15 protein-coding genes are annotated in these 16,909 nt (G+C 58.3%); 8 read left to right on the forward strand and 7 right to left on the reverse strand.

What is annotated here, in order from left to right; genetic code table 11:
• The first annotated feature begins 9 nt into the window (after positions 1 to 9).
• Positions 10 to 858, forward strand: coding sequence for a dihydrodipicolinate synthase family protein (locus tag L383_RS08730; protein WP_023331349.1), 849 nt, complete (start codon positions 10 to 12; stop codon positions 856 to 858).
• 150 nt (positions 859 to 1,008) lie between these two features.
• On the forward strand, positions 1,009 to 1,980 hold the full coding sequence (locus L383_RS08725) for a WaaS/CpsH family glycosyltransferase (protein WP_014885307.1): 972 nt from the start codon (positions 1,009 to 1,011) through the stop codon (positions 1,978 to 1,980).
• A 40-nt stretch (positions 1,981 to 2,020) separates the two neighbouring features.
• On the opposite strand, the gene lsrG is transcribed toward L383_RS08725, so the two are convergent.
• The 6 genes from lsrG to lsrA are packed head-to-tail and all read right to left on the reverse strand — an operon-like array spanning position 2,021 to position 7,706.
• On the reverse strand, positions 2,021 to 2,314 hold the full coding sequence (lsrG, locus tag L383_RS08720; protein WP_023331350.1) for a (4S)-4-hydroxy-5-phosphonooxypentane-2,3-dione isomerase: 294 nt from the start codon (positions 2,312 to 2,314) through the stop codon (positions 2,021 to 2,023).
• A complete protein-coding gene (lsrF, locus tag L383_RS08715) occupies positions 2,311 to 3,198 on the reverse strand; it encodes a 3-hydroxy-5-phosphonooxypentane-2,4-dione thiolase (RefSeq protein WP_014885309.1) in 888 nt (295 codons plus the stop codon). Before lsrF ends, lsrG begins: the two co-directional genes overlap by 4 nt.
• A gap of 11 nt (positions 3,199 to 3,209) precedes the next feature.
• A complete protein-coding gene (gene lsrB, locus L383_RS08710) occupies positions 3,210 to 4,211 on the reverse strand; it encodes an autoinducer 2 ABC transporter substrate-binding protein LsrB (RefSeq protein WP_014885310.1) in 1,002 nt (333 codons plus the stop codon).
• A 1-nt stretch (position 4,212) separates the two neighbouring features.
• Entirely contained in the window at positions 4,213 to 5,190 is a 978-nt protein-coding gene (gene lsrD, locus L383_RS08705) for an autoinducer 2 ABC transporter permease LsrD (protein ID WP_023331351.1), read from the reverse strand.
• Positions 5,191 to 6,222, reverse strand: coding sequence for an autoinducer 2 ABC transporter permease LsrC (gene lsrC / locus L383_RS08700; RefSeq protein ID WP_023331352.1), 1,032 nt, complete (start codon positions 6,220 to 6,222; stop codon positions 5,191 to 5,193). It lies immediately after the preceding gene.
• On the reverse strand, positions 6,219 to 7,706 hold the full coding sequence (gene lsrA, locus L383_RS08695; protein WP_023331353.1) for an autoinducer 2 ABC transporter ATP-binding protein LsrA: 1,488 nt from the start codon (positions 7,704 to 7,706) through the stop codon (positions 6,219 to 6,221). The genes lsrC and lsrA overlap by 4 nt, the downstream gene beginning before the upstream one ends.
• Before the next feature lie 215 nt (positions 7,707 to 7,921).
• On the opposite strand from lsrA, the gene lsrR reads away from it, so the two are divergent.
• The 3 genes from lsrR to L383_RS08680 all read left to right on the forward strand — a co-directional run bounded on the left by lsrR (position 7,922) and on the right by L383_RS08680 (position 12,713).
• Entirely contained in the window at positions 7,922 to 8,890 is a 969-nt protein-coding gene (gene lsrR / locus L383_RS08690; protein ID WP_014885314.1) for a transcriptional regulator LsrR, read from the forward strand.
• Positions 8,891 to 8,924: 34 nt separating this feature from the next.
• Complete coding sequence (lsrK, locus tag L383_RS08685) at positions 8,925 to 10,505, forward strand: autoinducer-2 kinase (protein ID WP_023331354.1); 1,581 nt, start codon at positions 8,925 to 8,927, stop codon at positions 10,503 to 10,505.
• 186 nt (positions 10,506 to 10,691) lie between these two features.
• Entirely contained in the window at positions 10,692 to 12,713 is a 2,022-nt protein-coding gene (locus tag L383_RS08680) for an NADPH-dependent 2,4-dienoyl-CoA reductase (RefSeq protein ID WP_023331355.1), read from the forward strand.
• A gap of 82 nt (positions 12,714 to 12,795) precedes the next feature.
• Here L383_RS08680 and rlmG read toward each other — a convergent pair whose 3' ends face one another.
• Positions 12,796 to 13,932, reverse strand: a complete 1,137-nt coding sequence (gene rlmG, locus L383_RS08675; RefSeq protein WP_023331356.1) for a 23S rRNA (guanine(1835)-N(2))-methyltransferase RlmG — start codon at positions 13,930 to 13,932, stop codon at positions 12,796 to 12,798.
• 83 nt (positions 13,933 to 14,015) lie between these two features.
• Between rlmG and L383_RS08670 the strand changes: the two genes are divergently transcribed.
• From L383_RS08670 to L383_RS08660, 3 genes are all read left to right on the forward strand, one after another.
• Positions 14,016 to 14,519, forward strand: coding sequence for a YgjP-like metallopeptidase domain-containing protein (locus tag L383_RS08670; protein ID WP_023331357.1), 504 nt, complete (start codon positions 14,016 to 14,018; stop codon positions 14,517 to 14,519).
• Positions 14,520 to 14,589: 70 nt separating this feature from the next.
• Positions 14,590 to 15,588, forward strand: coding sequence for a Gfo/Idh/MocA family protein (locus L383_RS08665; RefSeq protein ID WP_023331358.1), 999 nt, complete (start codon positions 14,590 to 14,592; stop codon positions 15,586 to 15,588).
• Positions 15,589 to 15,839: 251 nt separating this feature from the next.
• A complete protein-coding gene (locus tag L383_RS08660; protein ID WP_023331359.1) occupies positions 15,840 to 16,805 on the forward strand; it encodes a TerC family protein in 966 nt (321 codons plus the stop codon).
• Positions 16,806 to 16,909: the final 104 nt, after the last annotated feature.

Consider the following 16,909-nt stretch of genomic DNA (forward strand, 5'->3'; position numbering starts at 1 on the left):
GACAACACGATGTTTCACGGGTTAAGTGCGTTTCCGTTAACGCCCCTGAAAGAGGGGAAGTTTGACGAGCAGGCCTTTATCAACCTGCTGCGCCCCCTGATCGACGCGGGGGTGGATTCGCTGGGTATTCTGGGTTCAACGGGCAGCTATGCCTACCTCACGGTTGAGGAGCGCACGCATATTACCCGCTGCGCGGTGGAACATGCCAATGACATTCCGGTCATGGTCAGTATTGGCGCACTGAGACTGGATGACATTCTGCGTCTGGCTGAGCACGCGCAGAAGGCAGGTGCATCCAGCGTGCTGATGGCACCGGTGTCGTACCAGCGTTTGACGACGGACGAGGTCTATTCGCTGTATGAGACGGTAACTCGCCAGCTCTCCGTCCCGCTGTGCGTTTATGATAATCCCGCCACCACCGGGTTTGAGTTTAGCGACGAGCTGATGTTTGCCGTGGCGGCGCTGCCCAATATTGGCTCGGTGAAAATGGGCCACATGCCGGAGGATGTGTCGCAGGTGCGGGCGCGTCTTCCGAAGACGGTCACGCTGGGGATAAGCGGCGACTGGCGGGCAGCATCCGCCCTGCAGGCCGGGTTTGACGTCTGGTATTCCGTCGTCGGCGGGCTGTTCCCTCAGGCGGCACTGGCAATTGCGCACTCGAAAGACAGCATGGAATCAGAACGTCTGGAGCCACTGTGGGCGCTGTTCCGCCGTTACGGCAGCGTGCGGGTGATGGCAGCGGCAGCCGAGATGATGGGAAAAGTGGAGGCACCGGCGCTCCCCTTCCCACTGCAGGCGATTCAGGGTGAGCCGCGCGAGGCGCTTGCTGCGATCCTGGCGGACCTGAAGCTGGCCTGAAAAATGCCGGGTGGCGCTAGCGCTTACCCGGCCTACAAAACTTCATCAATCTGTTGCGTCCCCGATCAAACGTGGAATCTCGCAATAATGATTCCTTTTCCAGTATGAGATATCATTTCCCGATAATCTGCCAGCCATCTCTGAGGGACCATGCGCTATTTTTTTCTGGAATGGGTCAATCCTTTCGAAATCATGATGCTTAATTCGCTTGCTCAGGATCATCCCGTTAAGCAAATTAATCGCATTATGCGACGTTATAAATCAATCAATGCCCTGTTACCAGGCAACGCATTAAAAAAATGGCATAAACGCACCCACTGTGCTGTGAAATTATCAGCAATCAAGCCCGATGATATTGCGATTTGCAATGGATACAGCGTCTTTCCATTCCTGGATTATGTCGCCAGTATGCCTTGTAAAAAAGTGCTGATTCTCCGCGACTCCGTTGAAGCCCTGACACGTAAACGGCGTCACCTTGGGCAACTGGCTCAGGATCAAGATTACATCGAGACCGTTCGCCCGATCTTTGATGCTATTTATAGCTTTGATCCCGCTGATTGCGAACGTTATAACCTGCGTGCAATTGAGCAGTTTTTGCCCTTTAGCTGGAAAGAAATCGAGCAGTTTCAAAAACAAAATCCAACTGAAAATAAAAGCTGTTTTTTTGTCGGTGGCTATGAACCCATTCGCGCAAATGTTGTGCGCACATTGACGCCGGTACTCGAAAATTGCGGCTACAAGACAGATTTCTACCTGCTGGATAAGTACGATAACCAGGATAACTATCCCGATAATTGTCAAAATAAAAAACTGAGCTATCAGGAAAATATTGAAAAAGCCAAACGCTGCTCTGTCATGCTGGAAATAAACAAACCCGAGCAACAGGGATTAACTCTCCGCGCTCTGGAAGCCCTGATTCTGAATAAGAAGCTGATCACCACAAACGCGTCGATTAAAAACATGGCGCTTTACCATCCCGACCGTATTTTCATTTTTAACGGTGTAAATACCGAGAGTCTGGAAGCGTTTCTTCACAGCGGCCTGCCTGAAAGAGATGAAAAACTCCTCAGACAATATTGTGCAGACAGCCTGCTCACAACGTTACAAAAGCATCATCCCTGATCGATGCTTGCCCGGCAGACCGGTCTACCGGGCAAAAAAACTACTCCGGCAACAACCCCACAAAACTGCGTTTTTTGCGCGGCTCCGACATCAGGTCCTCAAGCTTATCCACGCACGCCAGATAGTGCGGCGTCTGCTTATGCGCCAGCACCGCCGCTTCGTCTTTATAGGCTTCGTAGATAAAGAACCGGGTTTTCACCCTCGGATCCTGCAGGACGTCAAAACGCAGGTTTCCCGGCTCCTTAATCGCCCCTTCATGGTTGGCGCGAAACACCGTCAGAAACTCGTCCACCCGCTCGGGTTTGATGTTGATCTCCACTAACGTCACGTTCATTTTGCTTCTCCCTGTTTCTCTTCCTGCCAGAACTGGAACGCTTCACGGGCGCTCATGTTCTCGTGAACCACTTTTTTCACTGCCTTCAGCATGGCGAGCGGCGCGCTGGACTGGAAGATATTGCGCCCCATGTCCACACCGGATGCGCCTTGGTCAATCGCGCGCCAGCACATCTCCAGCGCCTCGTGCTCCGGCAGCTTTTTGCCGCCGGCGATGACGATCGGCACCGGGCAGCTGGCGGTGACTTTTTCAAAGCCCTCATCCACATAATAGGTTTTGACGAACTGCGCCCCCATTTCGGCGGCAATGCGGCTGGCAAGTGAGAAATACCGCGCGTCGCGCGCCATCTCTTTCCCCACCCCTGTCACCGCGAGGGTCGGCATGCCGTAGCGGGCACCGGCGTCGACAAGCTTGATGATGTTGTTGATCGACTGATGCTCGAACTCGCTGCCAATGTAGACCTGTGCTGCGACCGCACAGACGTTCAGCCGGAGCGCATCTTCCATTGCCACCGCCACGCACTCGTTGGACAATTCGCCCAGAATTGAGTTACCGCCGGAGGCGCGCAGCACGACCGGTTTGTTGGTGGCCGCAGGCACGGTGCTCCGCAGGATACCGCGGGTACACATCAGCACATCGGTTTCGCCAAACAGCGGCGCAATGGAGAGATCGATACGCTCAAGGCCGGTGGTCGGCCCCTGGAAATAACCGTGGTCAAAGGCCAGCATCACCGTGCGGTTGCTTTGCGGGTTGAAGATGCGCGAAAGCCTTGACTGCATCCCCCAGTCCAGCGAACCACAGCCCTTCAGGGTAAACGGCACATTTTGCTGTGGCGTGCCGATGCCAAAATCCTTCCCGTCTTTGATGTCGTCTAAATCAGCCATTTGTTCCCCCGTCAGAAATCGTATTTGTTGATGTTCTCTTTAGTGAACACCACGCGTTCCGGCAGCAGCACGATGCCGTTACCTTTCGCCTCATACTGGTAGCCCTGCACGCTGTTCGGTTCGACCTTCAGCGTACCGATCTCTTTCACGTCCACGCTGTCGCCAACGTTAAGATCGCCTTTTTTCAGTAAACGATCGGCGACATTGACCGCAATTTTGCCCTGTTGCACCACGTCCCACAGGCCGAAGGCTTTTACCGTGCCGCGCTCCACGTATGGACGCATGACGTTTGGCGTGCTGAACCCGACAATCGCCACCCCTTCCCGCTTCAGATTTTCTGCTGCCTGCGCAGCGGCTGGCAGGGCGTTGGCATCCGGGGCGATGATCGCATCCAGATCCGGATACGCTTTTAAGATCCCCTCGGCGGTTTGCAGGGATTTGGTGGCATCGTTATAGCCAAACTGAGTGGTCACGATCTGCCACTGAGGATGATCTTTCTCGATTTTAGCCTTCGCCTCTTTCACCCACTGGTTCTGGTCGGTGACCGTTGGGCTGGAGTAGAAGAATGCCACTTTGGCATTCGGTTTGGTGACCTGCTTGCCCGCCATCTCCACCAGCAGGCCGCCGAGCTGTTCCGGCGTCCCCTGGTTGATATATATGCTGCGGCACTCCGGTTTGGTGTCGGAATCCCAGGTCAGCACTTTGACGCCGCGCTGCATCGCGCGTTTTAAGGCCGGGCAGAGGCCGTCCGGCGACACAGCAGAGACGATAATCGCGTTGTAGCCCTGGTTAACGAAGTTGTTGATGAGCTGCACCTGGCCGGAAACGCTCGGCTCGGTTGGACCGTCATAGGTGACATCCACGCCGAGGTCTTTCCCCGCCTCTTTCGCACCGTTGCCGCCGCTGGTGAAGAAGCCAACCCCCACCAGTTTCGGGATAAAGGCAATCCGATCCGCCGCCTGCGCCGAGGCGAAGCTGAGGGCCATTGCCAGGACTATCAGTTTTGTTTTCATCTTACGCTCCGGAAAGTTTTCTAAAGAGAGAACGCACCCATTCGCGGTGCAGACTCAGCGAACGACCCATCACCACCACAACCAGCAGCGCTCCTGAAAGCGCGCTCGATACCTGGCTGGGGATGCCGACCATCTGTAAACCCTGTTGCAGGTACCCCACCAGCAGCGCTGCCAGCGCCGTACCGACAACCGAACCTGACCCGCCGTAGATATTCGCCCCGCCGAGTACGGCGGCGGTGAGCGCAGGCATCAGCAAATCGCGCCCCAGATCTGACCGCGCGGAACCGAAATAGGAGACCATGACCAGTGCGGCAATGGCCGAGGCCACGCCCACCAGACCATACAGCGCGTAGGGCATACCGTTAACCGACAGCGCCGCATAGCGTGCCGCACGCGGGTTCTGGCCAATCAAAAACAGATGACGGCCAAAGCGCCCGCGGTGGGTAATCAGCCAGAAGAAAACGGTAATCACAGCGAACAGCACCAGCGGGAGCGGCAGGCCAACGACCGTGAGATTCGCGAACGCAGTAAAGCTGTCCGGGAAGCCGCCGATGCCCTCATAGCCCGTCGCCCCCGCCATGCCGGAAAGCAGCAACGCCCCGCCACCGTAGAGATAGAGCGTGCCGAGGGTAATCACCAGTGGACTGATGCCGGTGTAGTGGATCAGCGCCGCATTCACCAGCCCGCACAGCAGGCCGAGCAGCAGCGTCAGCGGAATGGCCACCGCCATCGGCCACCCGGCCTGCATCATCACCCCCAGCGCGATGGCGCACAGGCCGATGGTCGAACCCAGCGAGATGTCGATCCCGCCGCTGATAATGACAAGCGTGAGCGGCAGCGCCACGATACCGATACAGATGAAGTCGCTGGTGCTGAACAGCAGCATATTGATGTCGAGCATGCGCGGGTTAATGGCGCCAAAGAGCAGGATCTCCAGCACCAGCAAAACCAGCAGCGCGCTTTCCCAGTTAAGCTTCATTTACGCCACCTCTTTTTTGCGTTTGGGAAAGGGAGTGACGTGCTTTCCCCCTCTGTGACCTGGCTGGAAGCGGCCGTATTTCAGCGCCCGCTGATGGCGCGCCAGCGCCTGACGCAGCCGCCCGTCGAGCACCAGTACGCCCAGCAGCACCAGCCCGGCGATAAAGTCATTCCACCAGGCTGGCAGCCTGAACAGCACCAGTACGGTGTCGATTTGGGTGAGGAAGAAAGCCCCAAGCAAGGCACCGATCAGCGTGCCGGTGCCGCCCAGCAGAGAGATCCCCCCGAGCACGCAGGCGGCGATGGCCTTCATCTCCAGCCCGCTGCCGGTCTGGTTGGGGACAAAACCAATTTGCGCGGCAAAGACAATCCCTGCGCAGGCCGCCAGCATGCCGTTCAGGGTAAAGGCGAGCATGCGGGTGCGGTTCACCGCTACGCCCAGCTGACGCGCGGCGGCGAGGTTATCCCCCACCGCGTAGAAATCACGGCCGAACGCGGTACGCGACAGCGTCCACGCGCCCGCGGCTGCGATAATTAACATCACCATACCGAGTGGCGACATGCCGATGGCAAGCGGTTCAGAGAGAGATTTCAGCCCCGGCGGCAACCCTTCAATCCACTTCCCGCCCGTCCAGAGCAGCATCGCCCCGCGATACAGCCCCAACGTGCCGAGGGTGGCGACAATCGCCGGGATGCGCAGCCCCACCACCAGCACGCCGTTGAACGCCCCGGCCAGTGCGCCAATCGACAGTGCGAAGAGGATGGAAACGGGCAGGCTGTAGCCGCCATTGAGCGCCACGCCGACGGCGATTGCCGACAGCCCAACGGTCGAGCCCACCGAGACGTCAATATTGCGGGTCAGCATGACCAGCGCGGCACCGATGGCCAGCAGGATCAGGATCTGGGCACTGGCGAAGATCATCCCCAGCGTTTGCAGGCTGAAGTAAGACGGGTTCAGCGCCACCAGCACGGCAAACAGTGCCAGAATGGCGAGAAACGCGCTCAACTCACGGTTCTTTAATAAGGTCTTCATGATTGCCCTCCGAACGCCAGCGCCATCATCCTGTCGAGGCTAACGGCATGGCGCGGCAGCTCGCCGCTGAGTACGCCCTGATGCATCACCAGTACGCGATCGGCAAGGCCCGGGAACTCATCGAGATCGCTTGAGATCATCAGTACCGCGACGTTCTGCGCGGCTACGCTTTTGATGAGCTGGTAGATATCGGCGCGCGCGGAGACGTCCACGCCACGCGTCGGTTCATCGACAATAAGAAGTAAAGGATTGGCCTCCAGACAGCGCGCCAGCAGTACCTTCTGCTGGTTGCCGCCGGAGAGCGTACGCACGGTTTGATCCGCATGGTTGAGCTTAATCCCGAGTGCACGGTGATAGCGCTCTACCACCGCCGACTCCCGCTTGCGCTGCTGCCAGAAAGACGGCTCGTTCAGCACCACGGTGTTCCAGCGGATCGGCGCGTCGAGGAACAGGCCGGAAACCTGCCTGTCTTCCGGCAGGTAAACCAGCCCTTTTTCCAGACGTGAACCAGGCGGCTCGGCAGTGATTTCCTGATTCTCTAGCCAGACGCGCCCCCCGCGCACCGGACGCAGGCCGTAAAGCGTTTCGGCAAACTCGGTGCGCCCGGATCCCACCAGCCCGGCCAGGCCGACGATCTCACCGGCGAAGATCTCAAGACTCAGATCGATAAACCCCTCCCCGGTGAGATCCTCCACGCGCAGCACCGGGAAATCCTGCGGCTGGGTGCGGCGGTTGCCCGGCAACGCCAGCCACAGCTTTTGCGTCTCGCTCAGAGATTTTTCCCGACTCACTGGCGTCATGGCGGCAATCAGGGCGTTATCGTCAAACTGCGCGGTTTCACCGCTCAGCACCACTGCACCGTCGCGCATCACCGAGATGTGGCTCGAAAGCAGGCGAATTTCCGGCAGCTTATGCGAGATAAAAACAATGCCGACGCCAAGCGCCTGCAACGCACGGATCTGGCGGAACAGGCGTTCGGTTTCGCCGGGCGTGAGCGAGGCGGTGGGTTCGTCGAGGATCAGGATCCTGGCGTTGCGCATTAATCCGCGGAGGATCTCTACCATCTGCTGATCCGCCACTTCCAGAGTGCTGGCGGTGGCATCAAGGTTAAGCTGGCATTGCAGCTGCTGGAGCTTATCGGCCAGGCGCGGTTCCAGATCCCGTTCACGGGGCAGGCGAAAGAGGATGTTTTCCCGCACCGTCAGGTTGGGGAACAGCAGCGGCTCCTGCGGTACCAGATAAATGCCGAGCTTATGCGCCTGCGCTGGCGTAAGCCGTGCAAAAGACTCCCCCGCAACCGAAAGTTCACCGCTGTCGGGCGTTTCAACTCCGGCGATGATCTTCATCAGCGTCGATTTTCCCGCGCCGTTCCCGCCCATCAGGGCGTGTACCTGGCCCGCGAGCAGCGTGAAATCAATGCCTTTTAACACCGGCACGCCCGAGAACTGCTTGCTGATCCCCCGCGCTTCAATAAGTGGTGTCATCATCGCTCCGCTATTGAACAAATGATTTTTAGATTTAATAATGTTCAAAAGCGTAGACGGTGAACTATATTTACAACCGTGCAGGGATCACAGTTTTATTGATTAAGATCCAGATAAAACAGAAACCCGCTTAAAGATCCGTTTTGTCGCGTGGCTCACATTTTCCCTTCGCGTCATCACGAACATATGATCTAAATTTTTATAAGAGTTCAATTATGAGCGATAAACGCACTGCGGAAGAAGGACGGTTTGCCGGGCTGGCGCTGGCGGAAGAGGAGCTGGTGGCGCGCGTGGCCTGGTGCTATTACCACGACGGGCTGACCCAGAACGACATCGGTGAGCGACTCGGGCTGCCGCGTTTGAAGATCTCCCGTCTGCTGGAGAAAGGCCGCCAGTCCGGGGTGATCCGCGTGCAGATCAACTCCCGTTACGAGGGCTGTCTGGCGCTGGAAACCGAACTACAGCAGCGCTTTGGGCTGAAGCTGGTGCGCGTGATGCCCGCCCTGAATACGCCGCCGATGAACGTGCGGCTGGGCATTGGCGCGGCGCAGTCGCTAATGGGCGTGCTGGAGCCCGGCCAGCTGTTGGCGGTGGGATTTGGTGAAACGACCATGAGCAGCCTGCAGCACCTGAGCGGCTTTATCAGCTCGCAGCAGATCCGCCTGGTGACGCTCTCCGGCGGCGTCGGGCCGTATATGACCGGTATCGGCCAGCTGGACGCGGCCTGCAGCGTCAGCATGATCCCCGCCCCGCTGCGCGTGTCATCCGCCTCCGTTGCCGGGATCTTAAAACGTGAAACCAGCGTGCGGGACGTGATCCTCGCCGCCACCGCCGCCGACGTGGCGGTGGTTGGCATTGGTTCGGTGAACCAGCGCCGTGACGCCACGATACTGCGCTCCGGCTATATCAGCGAAGGTGAACAGCTGATGTACGCCCGCAAAGGCGCAGTCGGCGACATTCTCGGTTATTTCCTTAATGCCGAGGGGGAATGCGTTGAGGAGCTGGAGATCCATAAAGAATTACTCGGCGTCACGCTCGATGAACTGGCGCAACTGCCCACCATCGTTGGCGTGGCCGGCGGGGAAGAGAAAGCCGATGCGATTTATGCCGCACTGAAGGGTCGCCGTATCAATGGCCTGGTGACGGAGGAGACGACAGCCCGCGCGGTGCTGGCCCTGGCGTAACGGGGATGCCCTGCGCTAACAACGAGGCAAGCTCATGAGTTACCTTTTAGCGTTAGATGCAGGGACCGGCAGCGTTCGCGCCGTGATTTTCGATTTACAGGGCAACCAGATTGCCGTCGGTCAGGCCGAGTGGAAGCACCTGAGCGTGGAGAACGTACCGGGATCGATGGAGTTCGATCTCGACACCAACTGGCGGCTGACCTGCCAGTGCATTCATCAGGCGCTGGAGCGTGCGCACCTGACCGCGGCGGATATCCAGTCCGTTGCCTGCTGCTCCATGCGCGAAGGGATTGTGCTGTACGACCGCAACGGCGAGGCCATCTGGGCCTGCGCCAACGTCGACGCCCGCGCCAGCCGCGAGGTGGCCGAGCTCAAAGAGATCCACGACAACCGCTTTGAATCCGAAGTGTATGACGTCTCCGGGCAAACTCTCGCCCTGAGCGCCATGCCGCGCCTTCTGTGGCTGGCGCACCATCGCCCCGACATTTACCGCAAGGCCGCGACCATCACCATGATCAGCGACTGGCTGGCGGCGAAGCTTTCCGGCGAGCTGGCGGTGGATCCCTCCAATGCGGGCACCACGGGCATGCTCGATCTCTTTTCCCGCGACTGGCGTCCGGCGCTGCTCGACATGGCCGGGCTGCGCGCCGATATTCTCTCCCCGGTGAAAGAGACCGGCAGCGTACTGGGAGCCATTACCCATGAAGCCGCGCAGCAAAGCGGCCTGCGCGAAGGCACGCCGGTGGTAATGGGCGGTGGCGATGTACAGCTGGGCTGCCTGGGGCTGGGAGTGGTCCGCGCCGGACAAACGGCGGTGCTGGGCGGCACCTTCTGGCAGCAGGTGGTGAACCTGCCGCAGGTGCGCACCGATCCCGATATGAATATCCGCGTGAACCCGCACGTCATCCCCGGCATGGCCCAGGCGGAGTCGATCAGCTTCTTCACCGGGCTGACCATGCGCTGGTTCCGCGACGCCTTTTGCGCAGAAGAAAAGCTGATTGCCGGGCGGATGGGAGTGGACACCTATACCCTGCTGGAAGAGATGGCGAGCCGCGTGCCGGCAGGCTCCCACGGGGTGATGCCGATCTTCTCCGACGCGATGCATTTCAAGCAGTGGTACCACGCCGCGCCGTCGTTTATTAACCTCTCTATCGACCCGGAAAAGTGCAACAAAGCGACGCTGTTCCGTGCCCTGGAAGAGAATGCGGCAATCGTTTCGGCCTGCAACCTGGCGCAGATTTCGCGCTTCTCCGGCGTGACGTTTCAAAGTTTAGTTTTTGCGGGCGGAGGAGCAAAAGGCGCCCTGTGGAGTCAGATCTTAAGCGACGTCACCGGACTGCCGGTACGCGTGCCGGAAGTGAAAGAGGCGACAGCGCTCGGCTGCGCGATTGCGGCAGGCGCAGGCGCGGGATTATTTGCAGATATGGCCTCAACGGGCGAGCGGCTGGTGAAGTGGAGCCGTGAGTTCACGCCAAATCCCCAGCATCGTGAGCTGTATGACGGCATGATGCAAAAATGGCAGGCGGTGTATGCCGACCAGCTTGGGCTGGTGGATAGCGGGCTGACCACATCGATGTGGCAGGCCCCGGGATTGGTACGGGCAGCGGCGCCGTAAAAAAACGCCGGATGGCGCTGCGCTTATCCGTCCTGGGGTTTTGTAGCCCCGGTAAGCGCAGCGCCACCGGGGAAGTTCTTTGAGATCTATCACAATCATTCGATCCCGCTTTTACCTTTCCGCTGCCGCTGGCTAAATTAGTAACTCATCCGACCACATAACAATAATTTTACACTGGAAGAGACTATGAGCCGCTACCCGTCGTTGTTCGCCCCCCTGGATCTGGGGTTCACCACCCTTAAAAACCGCGTGTTAATGGGCTCGATGCACACTGGGCTGGAAGAGCGTCCGGACGGTGCCGAGCGTCTGGCGGCCTTCTACGCCGAGCGCGCGCGGCATGGCGTGGCGCTGATTGTCACCGGTGGCGTAGCACCTGCGTCTTCAGGCGTGACGATGGAAGGTGGCGCGGTGTTGAACGATGCGAGCCAGCTTGCACATCACCGTATCGTTACCGACGCGGTTCACAAAGAGGGCGGCAAAATCGCCCTGCAAATCCTGCACACCGGGCGCTACAGCTATCAGCCGAAACTGGTCGCGCCGTCGGCCATTCAGGCGCCGATTAACCGCTTCACACCGCATGCCCTCAGCCACGACGAGATCATAGCGCTGATTGACGACTTCGCCCGCTGCGCGGCGCTGGCGCGTGAAGCAGGTTATGACGGCGTCGAAGTTATGGGCTCAGAAGGTTATCTGATTAACGAATTCCTTGCCGCCCGCACTAACCAGCGCGAGGACGAATGGGGCGGCGACTATGTCCGCCGCATGCGCTTTGCCGTTGAAGTTGTGCGTGCGGTGCGCGAACAAACAGGAACAGATTTTATTATCATCTTCCGCCTGTCGATGCTCGACCTGGTGGAGGGCGGCGGGACGTTCGACGAAACCGTGCAGCTGGCGCAGGCGATTGAAGCCGCTGGTGCCACCCTCATTAACACCGGGATTGGCTGGCACGAAGCCCGTATTCCGACCATCGCCACACCGGTGCCGCGCGCGGCATTCAGTTGGGTGACGCGCAAGCTGAAAGGCAAAGTGTCTGTTCCGCTGGTCACCACCAACCGCATTAACGACCCGCAGGTGGCGGACGATGTGATATCGCGCGGCGATGCCGACATGGTGTCGATGGCGCGGCCGTTCCTTGCGGATGCCGAGCTGCTGTCCAAAGCGCAAAGCGGACGCGCGGATGAGATCAACACCTGCATCGGCTGTAACCAGGCCTGCCTGGATCAGATCTTCGTCGGCAAGGTGACCTCCTGCCTCGTCAACCCGAGAGCCTGCCACGAAACTAAAATGCCGGTCGTTCCGGCGGCCAGCATAAAACGCCTGGCCGTCGTGGGCGCAGGCCCGGCGGGCCTGGCGTTTGCAGTGAATGCCGCCTCGCGCGGCCACAGCGTGACGCTTTTTGACGCCGCAGGCGAGATTGGCGGGCAGTTTAATATCGCCAAACAGATCCCCGGCAAAGAGGAGTTCTACGAGACCCTGCGCTACTACCGCCGGATGATCGACCTGACGGGCGTCGAGCTCCGGCTCAATCAGTTTGTCAGCGCGGCGGATCTGATCGGTTTTGATGAGGTGATCCTGGCAAGCGGGATCGTACCGCGAACGCCTGCGATCGCAGGTATCGATCATCCAAAAGTGCTGAGCTATCTCGACGTATTGCGTGACAAAGTGCCGGTCGGGAAAAGCGTAGCGATTATCGGCTGCGGCGGAATTGGCTTTGATACCGCCATGTACTTAAGCCAGCCGGGTGAGGCTACCAGCCAGAACATTGCCGAGTTTTGCGTGGAATGGGGTATCGACACCAGCCTGAGCCAGTCCGGCGGCCTGCGTCCGGAAGGACCGCAATTGCCGAAAAGCCCGCGTCAGATTGTGATGCTGCAGCGTAAAGCCAGCAAGCCGGGCGAAGGACTGGGTAAAACCACGGGCTGGATCCATCGGGCAACCCTGCTTTCACGCGGGGTGAAGATGATCCCGGCGGTGAGCTACGAAAAGATCGACGACGAGGGTCTGCACGTTACGATCGGCGGCGAACCGCAGCTGTTGCGTGTGGATCATGTGATTTTGTGTGCCGGGCAGGAGCCGAGAAGGGATCTGGCGGATCCGCTGCGAGAAGCCGGAAGAACAGTGCATTTGATTGGCGGGTGCGATGTGGCGATGGAGCTGGACGCACGGCGGGCGATTGCACAGGGGACGAAGTTAGCATTAGCGATTTGATTTCTTGCCCGGTGGCGCTGCGCTTACCGGGCCTACAAAACCGTAGGCCTGTGCAAGCGCAGCGCCGCCGGGCAAAACAACCTTACCGACGACGCCCCAGCTTCACCGCCTTCAGCACCACAAACTTGTTGTTGGTCGCGATGGTGACGCAGTTGCCGAAAATTTTCTTCAGCTTGTGGAAGTAGTCCAGGTGGCGGTTCGCCACGATATACAGCTCGCCGTTGATTTTCAGACAGCGGCGCGCGTGGTGGAACATCTCCCAGGCGACGTTATCCGTCAGAGCATGCTTCTGATGGAACGGCGGGTTACAGAACACGGCGTTGAAGCGGAACGGCTCCACGCCGGAGAGCGCGTTGTTGATCATAAACTCGCAGCGATCCAGCGCCTCTGGCAGGTTAGTTTCCACGTTCAGACGGCTGGAGGCCACCGCCATTGGCGATTCGTCGCTAAACACCACGCTGGCGTCCGGGTTTTTCGCCAGCAGCGTCAGGCCAATCACACCGTTCCCGCAGCCCAGGTCGACGATCTCCCCTTCCAGAGTTTCCGGCAGATGTTCCATAAAGAAGCGTGCGCCGATATCCAGGCCGGTACGGGAGAAGACGTTCGCATGGTTGTGGATGGTCCAGTCGGTGCCTTCCAGCTTCCAGCTCAGCGTCTCTGGCGCGTCGGCCAGCTCCGGTGCGCTAAACGTACAGTTGATCAGGCGCGCTTTTTTCCAGGCAAGCGTAGTGGTGGTTGGACCGAGGACTTTCTCGAACAGCTCCAGCGTCGACGTGTGGATATCGCGTGCCTTGGCACCCGCGATAATACGGGTTTCTGGCGTGACGACTTTTCGCAACGCGCGCAGCTGCTGCTCCAGCAGCGCCATGGTTTTTGGCACTTTGATCAGCACTACACCCGGCGCCTGAGGGTACTCCGCGGTGCTGTCGAGGAACTTCACGCTGGATTCGTCGATTTCGTTATGGCGCAGGTTTTCACGCGTCGCCAGCTCGCTTAAGTAAGAATCGCCGATGCTGTAAGGTTTGTGCTCCGCCAGCGCGCAGCCCAGCGCGCCGAATGCATCATTCAGGATCAGAACCGGCCCGAGGATTTCGGTATCATCCAACTGCTGCAGCAGATACTCATCCGCCGCTTCCCACGCCTGAAGCGGGTTAACGTCGTCCGTTTCCGGGAAACGTTTAAGGTTGAGTGAACGGAAACCGTTGTCTAAGTGGCTCATCGGCCCTCCTGAATGGTAAAATTTGGCGTATCCCTGAAAAGGGTGCGTGAGTATACCCGTTTTATTGTCGATTTGGGGCGTTGATGAACCAACTTACTTATCTCCAGGGCTACCCGGAGCATTTACTTTCTCAGGTTCGCAGCCTGATTGCCGAGCAGAAGCTGGGCGCGGTGCTGGAAAAACGCTACCCCGGTACGCACGATTTCACGACCGATAAAGCCCTCTGGGGGTATACGCAGGATCTAAAAAGCCGGTATCTGAAGAGCGCGCCGCCGATCAACAAGGTGATGTACGACAACAAAATCCACGTTCTGAAAAACGCGCTCGGCCTGCACACCGCTATCTCCCGCGTGCAGGGCGGCAAGCTGAAAGCCAAAGCCGAGATCCGCGTGGCGACGGTTTTCCGTAACGCACCGGAAGCCTTTCTGCGGATGATCGTGGTCCATGAGCTGGCGCACCTGAAAGAGAAAGAGCACGACAAAGCGTTCTATTCCCTGTGCTGCCACATGGAGCCGCAGTACCACCAACTGGAGTTTGATACCCGACTGTGGCTGACGCATTTATCGTTAAAGAGTAATGCGCAGTAACGCACGCGAATTGTCATGATGACGTGCTACAGTGGTTAAAGGTTCCCCGCTACGGAGTACGTAAACGTTTATGATACGTTTCGCAGTCATTGGAACGAACTGGATCACGCGCCAGTTCGTCGACGCCGCCCACGAAACCGGCAAACTTAAACTCACCGCAGTCTATTCCCGCAGCCTTGAGCAGGCGCAGAGTTTTTCGAATGATTACCTCGTCGAGCATCTCTTCACCTCTCTCGACGAGATGGCGCAAAGCGACGCCATAGACGCGGTGTATATCGCCAGCCCGAATTCCCTGCACTTCCCCCAAACGAAGCTGTTTCTCAGCCATAAAAAGCATGTGATTTGCGAGAAGCCGCTGGCGTCGAATATCCAGGAAGTGGAAGCCGCCATCGCGCTTGCCCGCGAAAACCAGGTGGTGCTGTTCGAAGCGTTCAAAACGGCCAGCCTGCCGAATTTCCTGCTATTGCAGCAGTCGCTGCCGAAAATAGGCAAAGTGCGTAAAGCCTTCATCAACTATTGCCAGTACTCGTCGCGCTATCAGCGTTATCTGGACGGCGAGAACCCCAATACCTTTAACCCGGCCTTCTCTAACGGCTCGATTATGGATATCGGTTTTTACTGCCTGGCCTCTGCAATCGCGCTGTGGGGCGAGCCGCACGGCGTCACGGCCACGGCCAGCCTGCTGGAAAGCGGTGTGGATGCGCACGGGGTCGTGGTGCTGGATTACGGCGATTTCAGCGTCACGCTGCAGCACTCTAAAGTCAGTGATTCTGTGCTGCCGAGCGAAATTCAGGGCGAAGCCGGGTCGCTGGTGATTGAGAAGATTTCCGAGTGTCAGAAAGTGAGCTTTGTGCCGCGCGGCGGTAAAGCGCAGGAGCTGACGCAGCCTCAGCATATTAACACTATGCTCTATGAGGCAGAGGTCTTCGCCCGTCTCGTGGAAGACAATGAAGTGAATCACCCGGGCCTCGCGGTGAGCCGCACCACGGCGAAGCTGCAAACGGAGATCCGCCGTCAGACCGGCGTGGTGTTCCCGGCAGACGGCGTGGGCGCAGAAGCTATCGCGTAAAGCTGTGTAATGAAAAGGCGCAGACCATTGACGAAACCGATGGTCTGACATATTTTGTTACCTGCAAAGGGGAGTAACTTCTTCGCCGGTGGATCGTCATTACGATGCGTGCAAAATCGCATCCGGTCGCCGGGCAACCTTCGTGGTTGTAAGTGAGACCTTGCCGGAAGGCGAGGTCTATGCATAAAAAGCTAACGGCTATCGTCTTCTGACCATAGCCGTTTTTGTTTTTTATGTGTAAGGAAAATAGTATGCATTCTGTCGGCACTCCAATGTTGTGGGGCGGATTCGCGGTTGTCGTGCTCATCATGCTGGCGATCGACCTCTTTTTGCAGGGGCGTCGCGGTGAGCACGGCATGTCCATAAAGCAGGCCGCCGTCTGGTCCCTGGTATGGGTCACCCTCTCTCTGCTCTTCTGTGCTGCCTTCTGGTGGTACCTGGCCTCAACCGAAGGCCGTGCGGTGGCCGATCCTCAGGCGCTCGCCTTCCTCACTGGCTATCTGATTGAAAAAGCCCTCGCGGTCGATAACGTCTTCGTCTGGCTGATGCTGTTCAGTTACTTTGCCGTGCCTGCGTCACTGCAGCGCCGTGTGCTGGTCTATGGCGTGCTGGGTGCGATTATCCTGCGTACGATCATGATCTTCGCCGGTAGTTGGCTGATTACCCAGTTCGAATGGCTGCTGTACGTCTTCGGCGCGTTCCTGCTGTTCACCGGGGTCAAAATGGCGCTGGCGAAGGAAGATGAAACCGGTATTGGCGAAAAGCCGCTGGTCAAGTGGATCCGCAGCCACCTGCGCATGACGGATAAGATCGAGAGCGAGCACTTCTTCGTGCGCAAGAACGGTCTGCTGTTTGCCACCCCGCTGCTGCTGGTGCTGATTCTGGTTGAGCTGAGCGACGTGATTTTCGCCGTAGACAGCATTCCGGCCATCTTTGCGGTGACGACAGATCCGTTCATCGTCCTGACCTCTAACCTGTTCGCGATCCTTGGCCTGCGCGCCATGTACTTCCTGCTGGCAGGTGCCGCAGAGCGCTTCTCGATGCTGAAGTATGGCCTGTCGGTGATCCTCGTGTTCATCGGTATCAAGATGCTGATCGTCGATTTCTACCATATCCCGATCGCTATCTCGCTCGGCGTGGTGTTCGGCATTCTGATCGTGACGCTGATTATCAATACCTGGGTTAACCGCCAGCACGATAAGAAGCAGCAGGTTTAGTGCGTTTTGCCGGGTAAGCTCAGCGCCACCCGGCATTTCCGTTAACCAATAGTTAAAAAACATGACGCAACACGTAAAATCCAGCATTTTACTCTTCCGCCTTG

The sequence above is a fragment of the Enterobacter sp. MGH 37 genome, assembly GCF_000534515.1.
Taxonomy (GTDB): Bacteria; Pseudomonadota; Gammaproteobacteria; order Enterobacterales; family Enterobacteriaceae; genus Enterobacter; species Enterobacter kobei.

Coding starts and splice junctions, on each gene's coding strand:
- L383_RS08730 (WP_023331349.1), top strand. CDS start 10: ATGTTTCACGGGTTAAGTGCGTTTCCGTTAACGCCCCTGAAAGAGGGG.
- L383_RS08725 (WP_014885307.1), top strand. CDS start 1,009: ATGCGCTATTTTTTTCTGGAATGGGTCAATCCTTTCGAAATCATGATG.
- lsrG (WP_023331350.1), bottom strand. CDS start 2,314: ATGAACGTGACGTTAGTGGAGATCAACATCAAACCCGAGCGGGTGGAC.
- lsrF (WP_014885309.1), bottom strand. CDS start 3,198: ATGGCTGATTTAGACGACATCAAAGACGGGAAGGATTTTGGCATCGGC.
- lsrB (WP_014885310.1), bottom strand. CDS start 4,211: ATGAAAACAAAACTGATAGTCCTGGCAATGGCCCTCAGCTTCGCCTCG.
- lsrD (WP_023331351.1), bottom strand. CDS start 5,190: ATGAAGCTTAACTGGGAAAGCGCGCTGCTGGTTTTGCTGGTGCTGGAG.
- lsrC (WP_023331352.1), bottom strand. CDS start 6,222: ATGAAGACCTTATTAAAGAACCGTGAGTTGAGCGCGTTTCTCGCCATT.
- lsrA (WP_023331353.1), bottom strand. CDS start 7,706: ATGACACCACTTATTGAAGCGCGGGGGATCAGCAAGCAGTTCTCGGGC.
- lsrR (WP_014885314.1), top strand. CDS start 7,922: ATGAGCGATAAACGCACTGCGGAAGAAGGACGGTTTGCCGGGCTGGCG.
- lsrK (WP_023331354.1), top strand. CDS start 8,925: ATGAGTTACCTTTTAGCGTTAGATGCAGGGACCGGCAGCGTTCGCGCC.
- L383_RS08680 (WP_023331355.1), top strand. CDS start 10,692: ATGAGCCGCTACCCGTCGTTGTTCGCCCCCCTGGATCTGGGGTTCACC.
- rlmG (WP_023331356.1), bottom strand. CDS start 13,932: ATGAGCCACTTAGACAACGGTTTCCGTTCACTCAACCTTAAACGTTTC.
- L383_RS08670 (WP_023331357.1), top strand. CDS start 14,016: ATGAACCAACTTACTTATCTCCAGGGCTACCCGGAGCATTTACTTTCT.
- L383_RS08665 (WP_023331358.1), top strand. CDS start 14,590: ATGATACGTTTCGCAGTCATTGGAACGAACTGGATCACGCGCCAGTTC.
- L383_RS08660 (WP_023331359.1), top strand. CDS start 15,840: ATGCATTCTGTCGGCACTCCAATGTTGTGGGGCGGATTCGCGGTTGTC.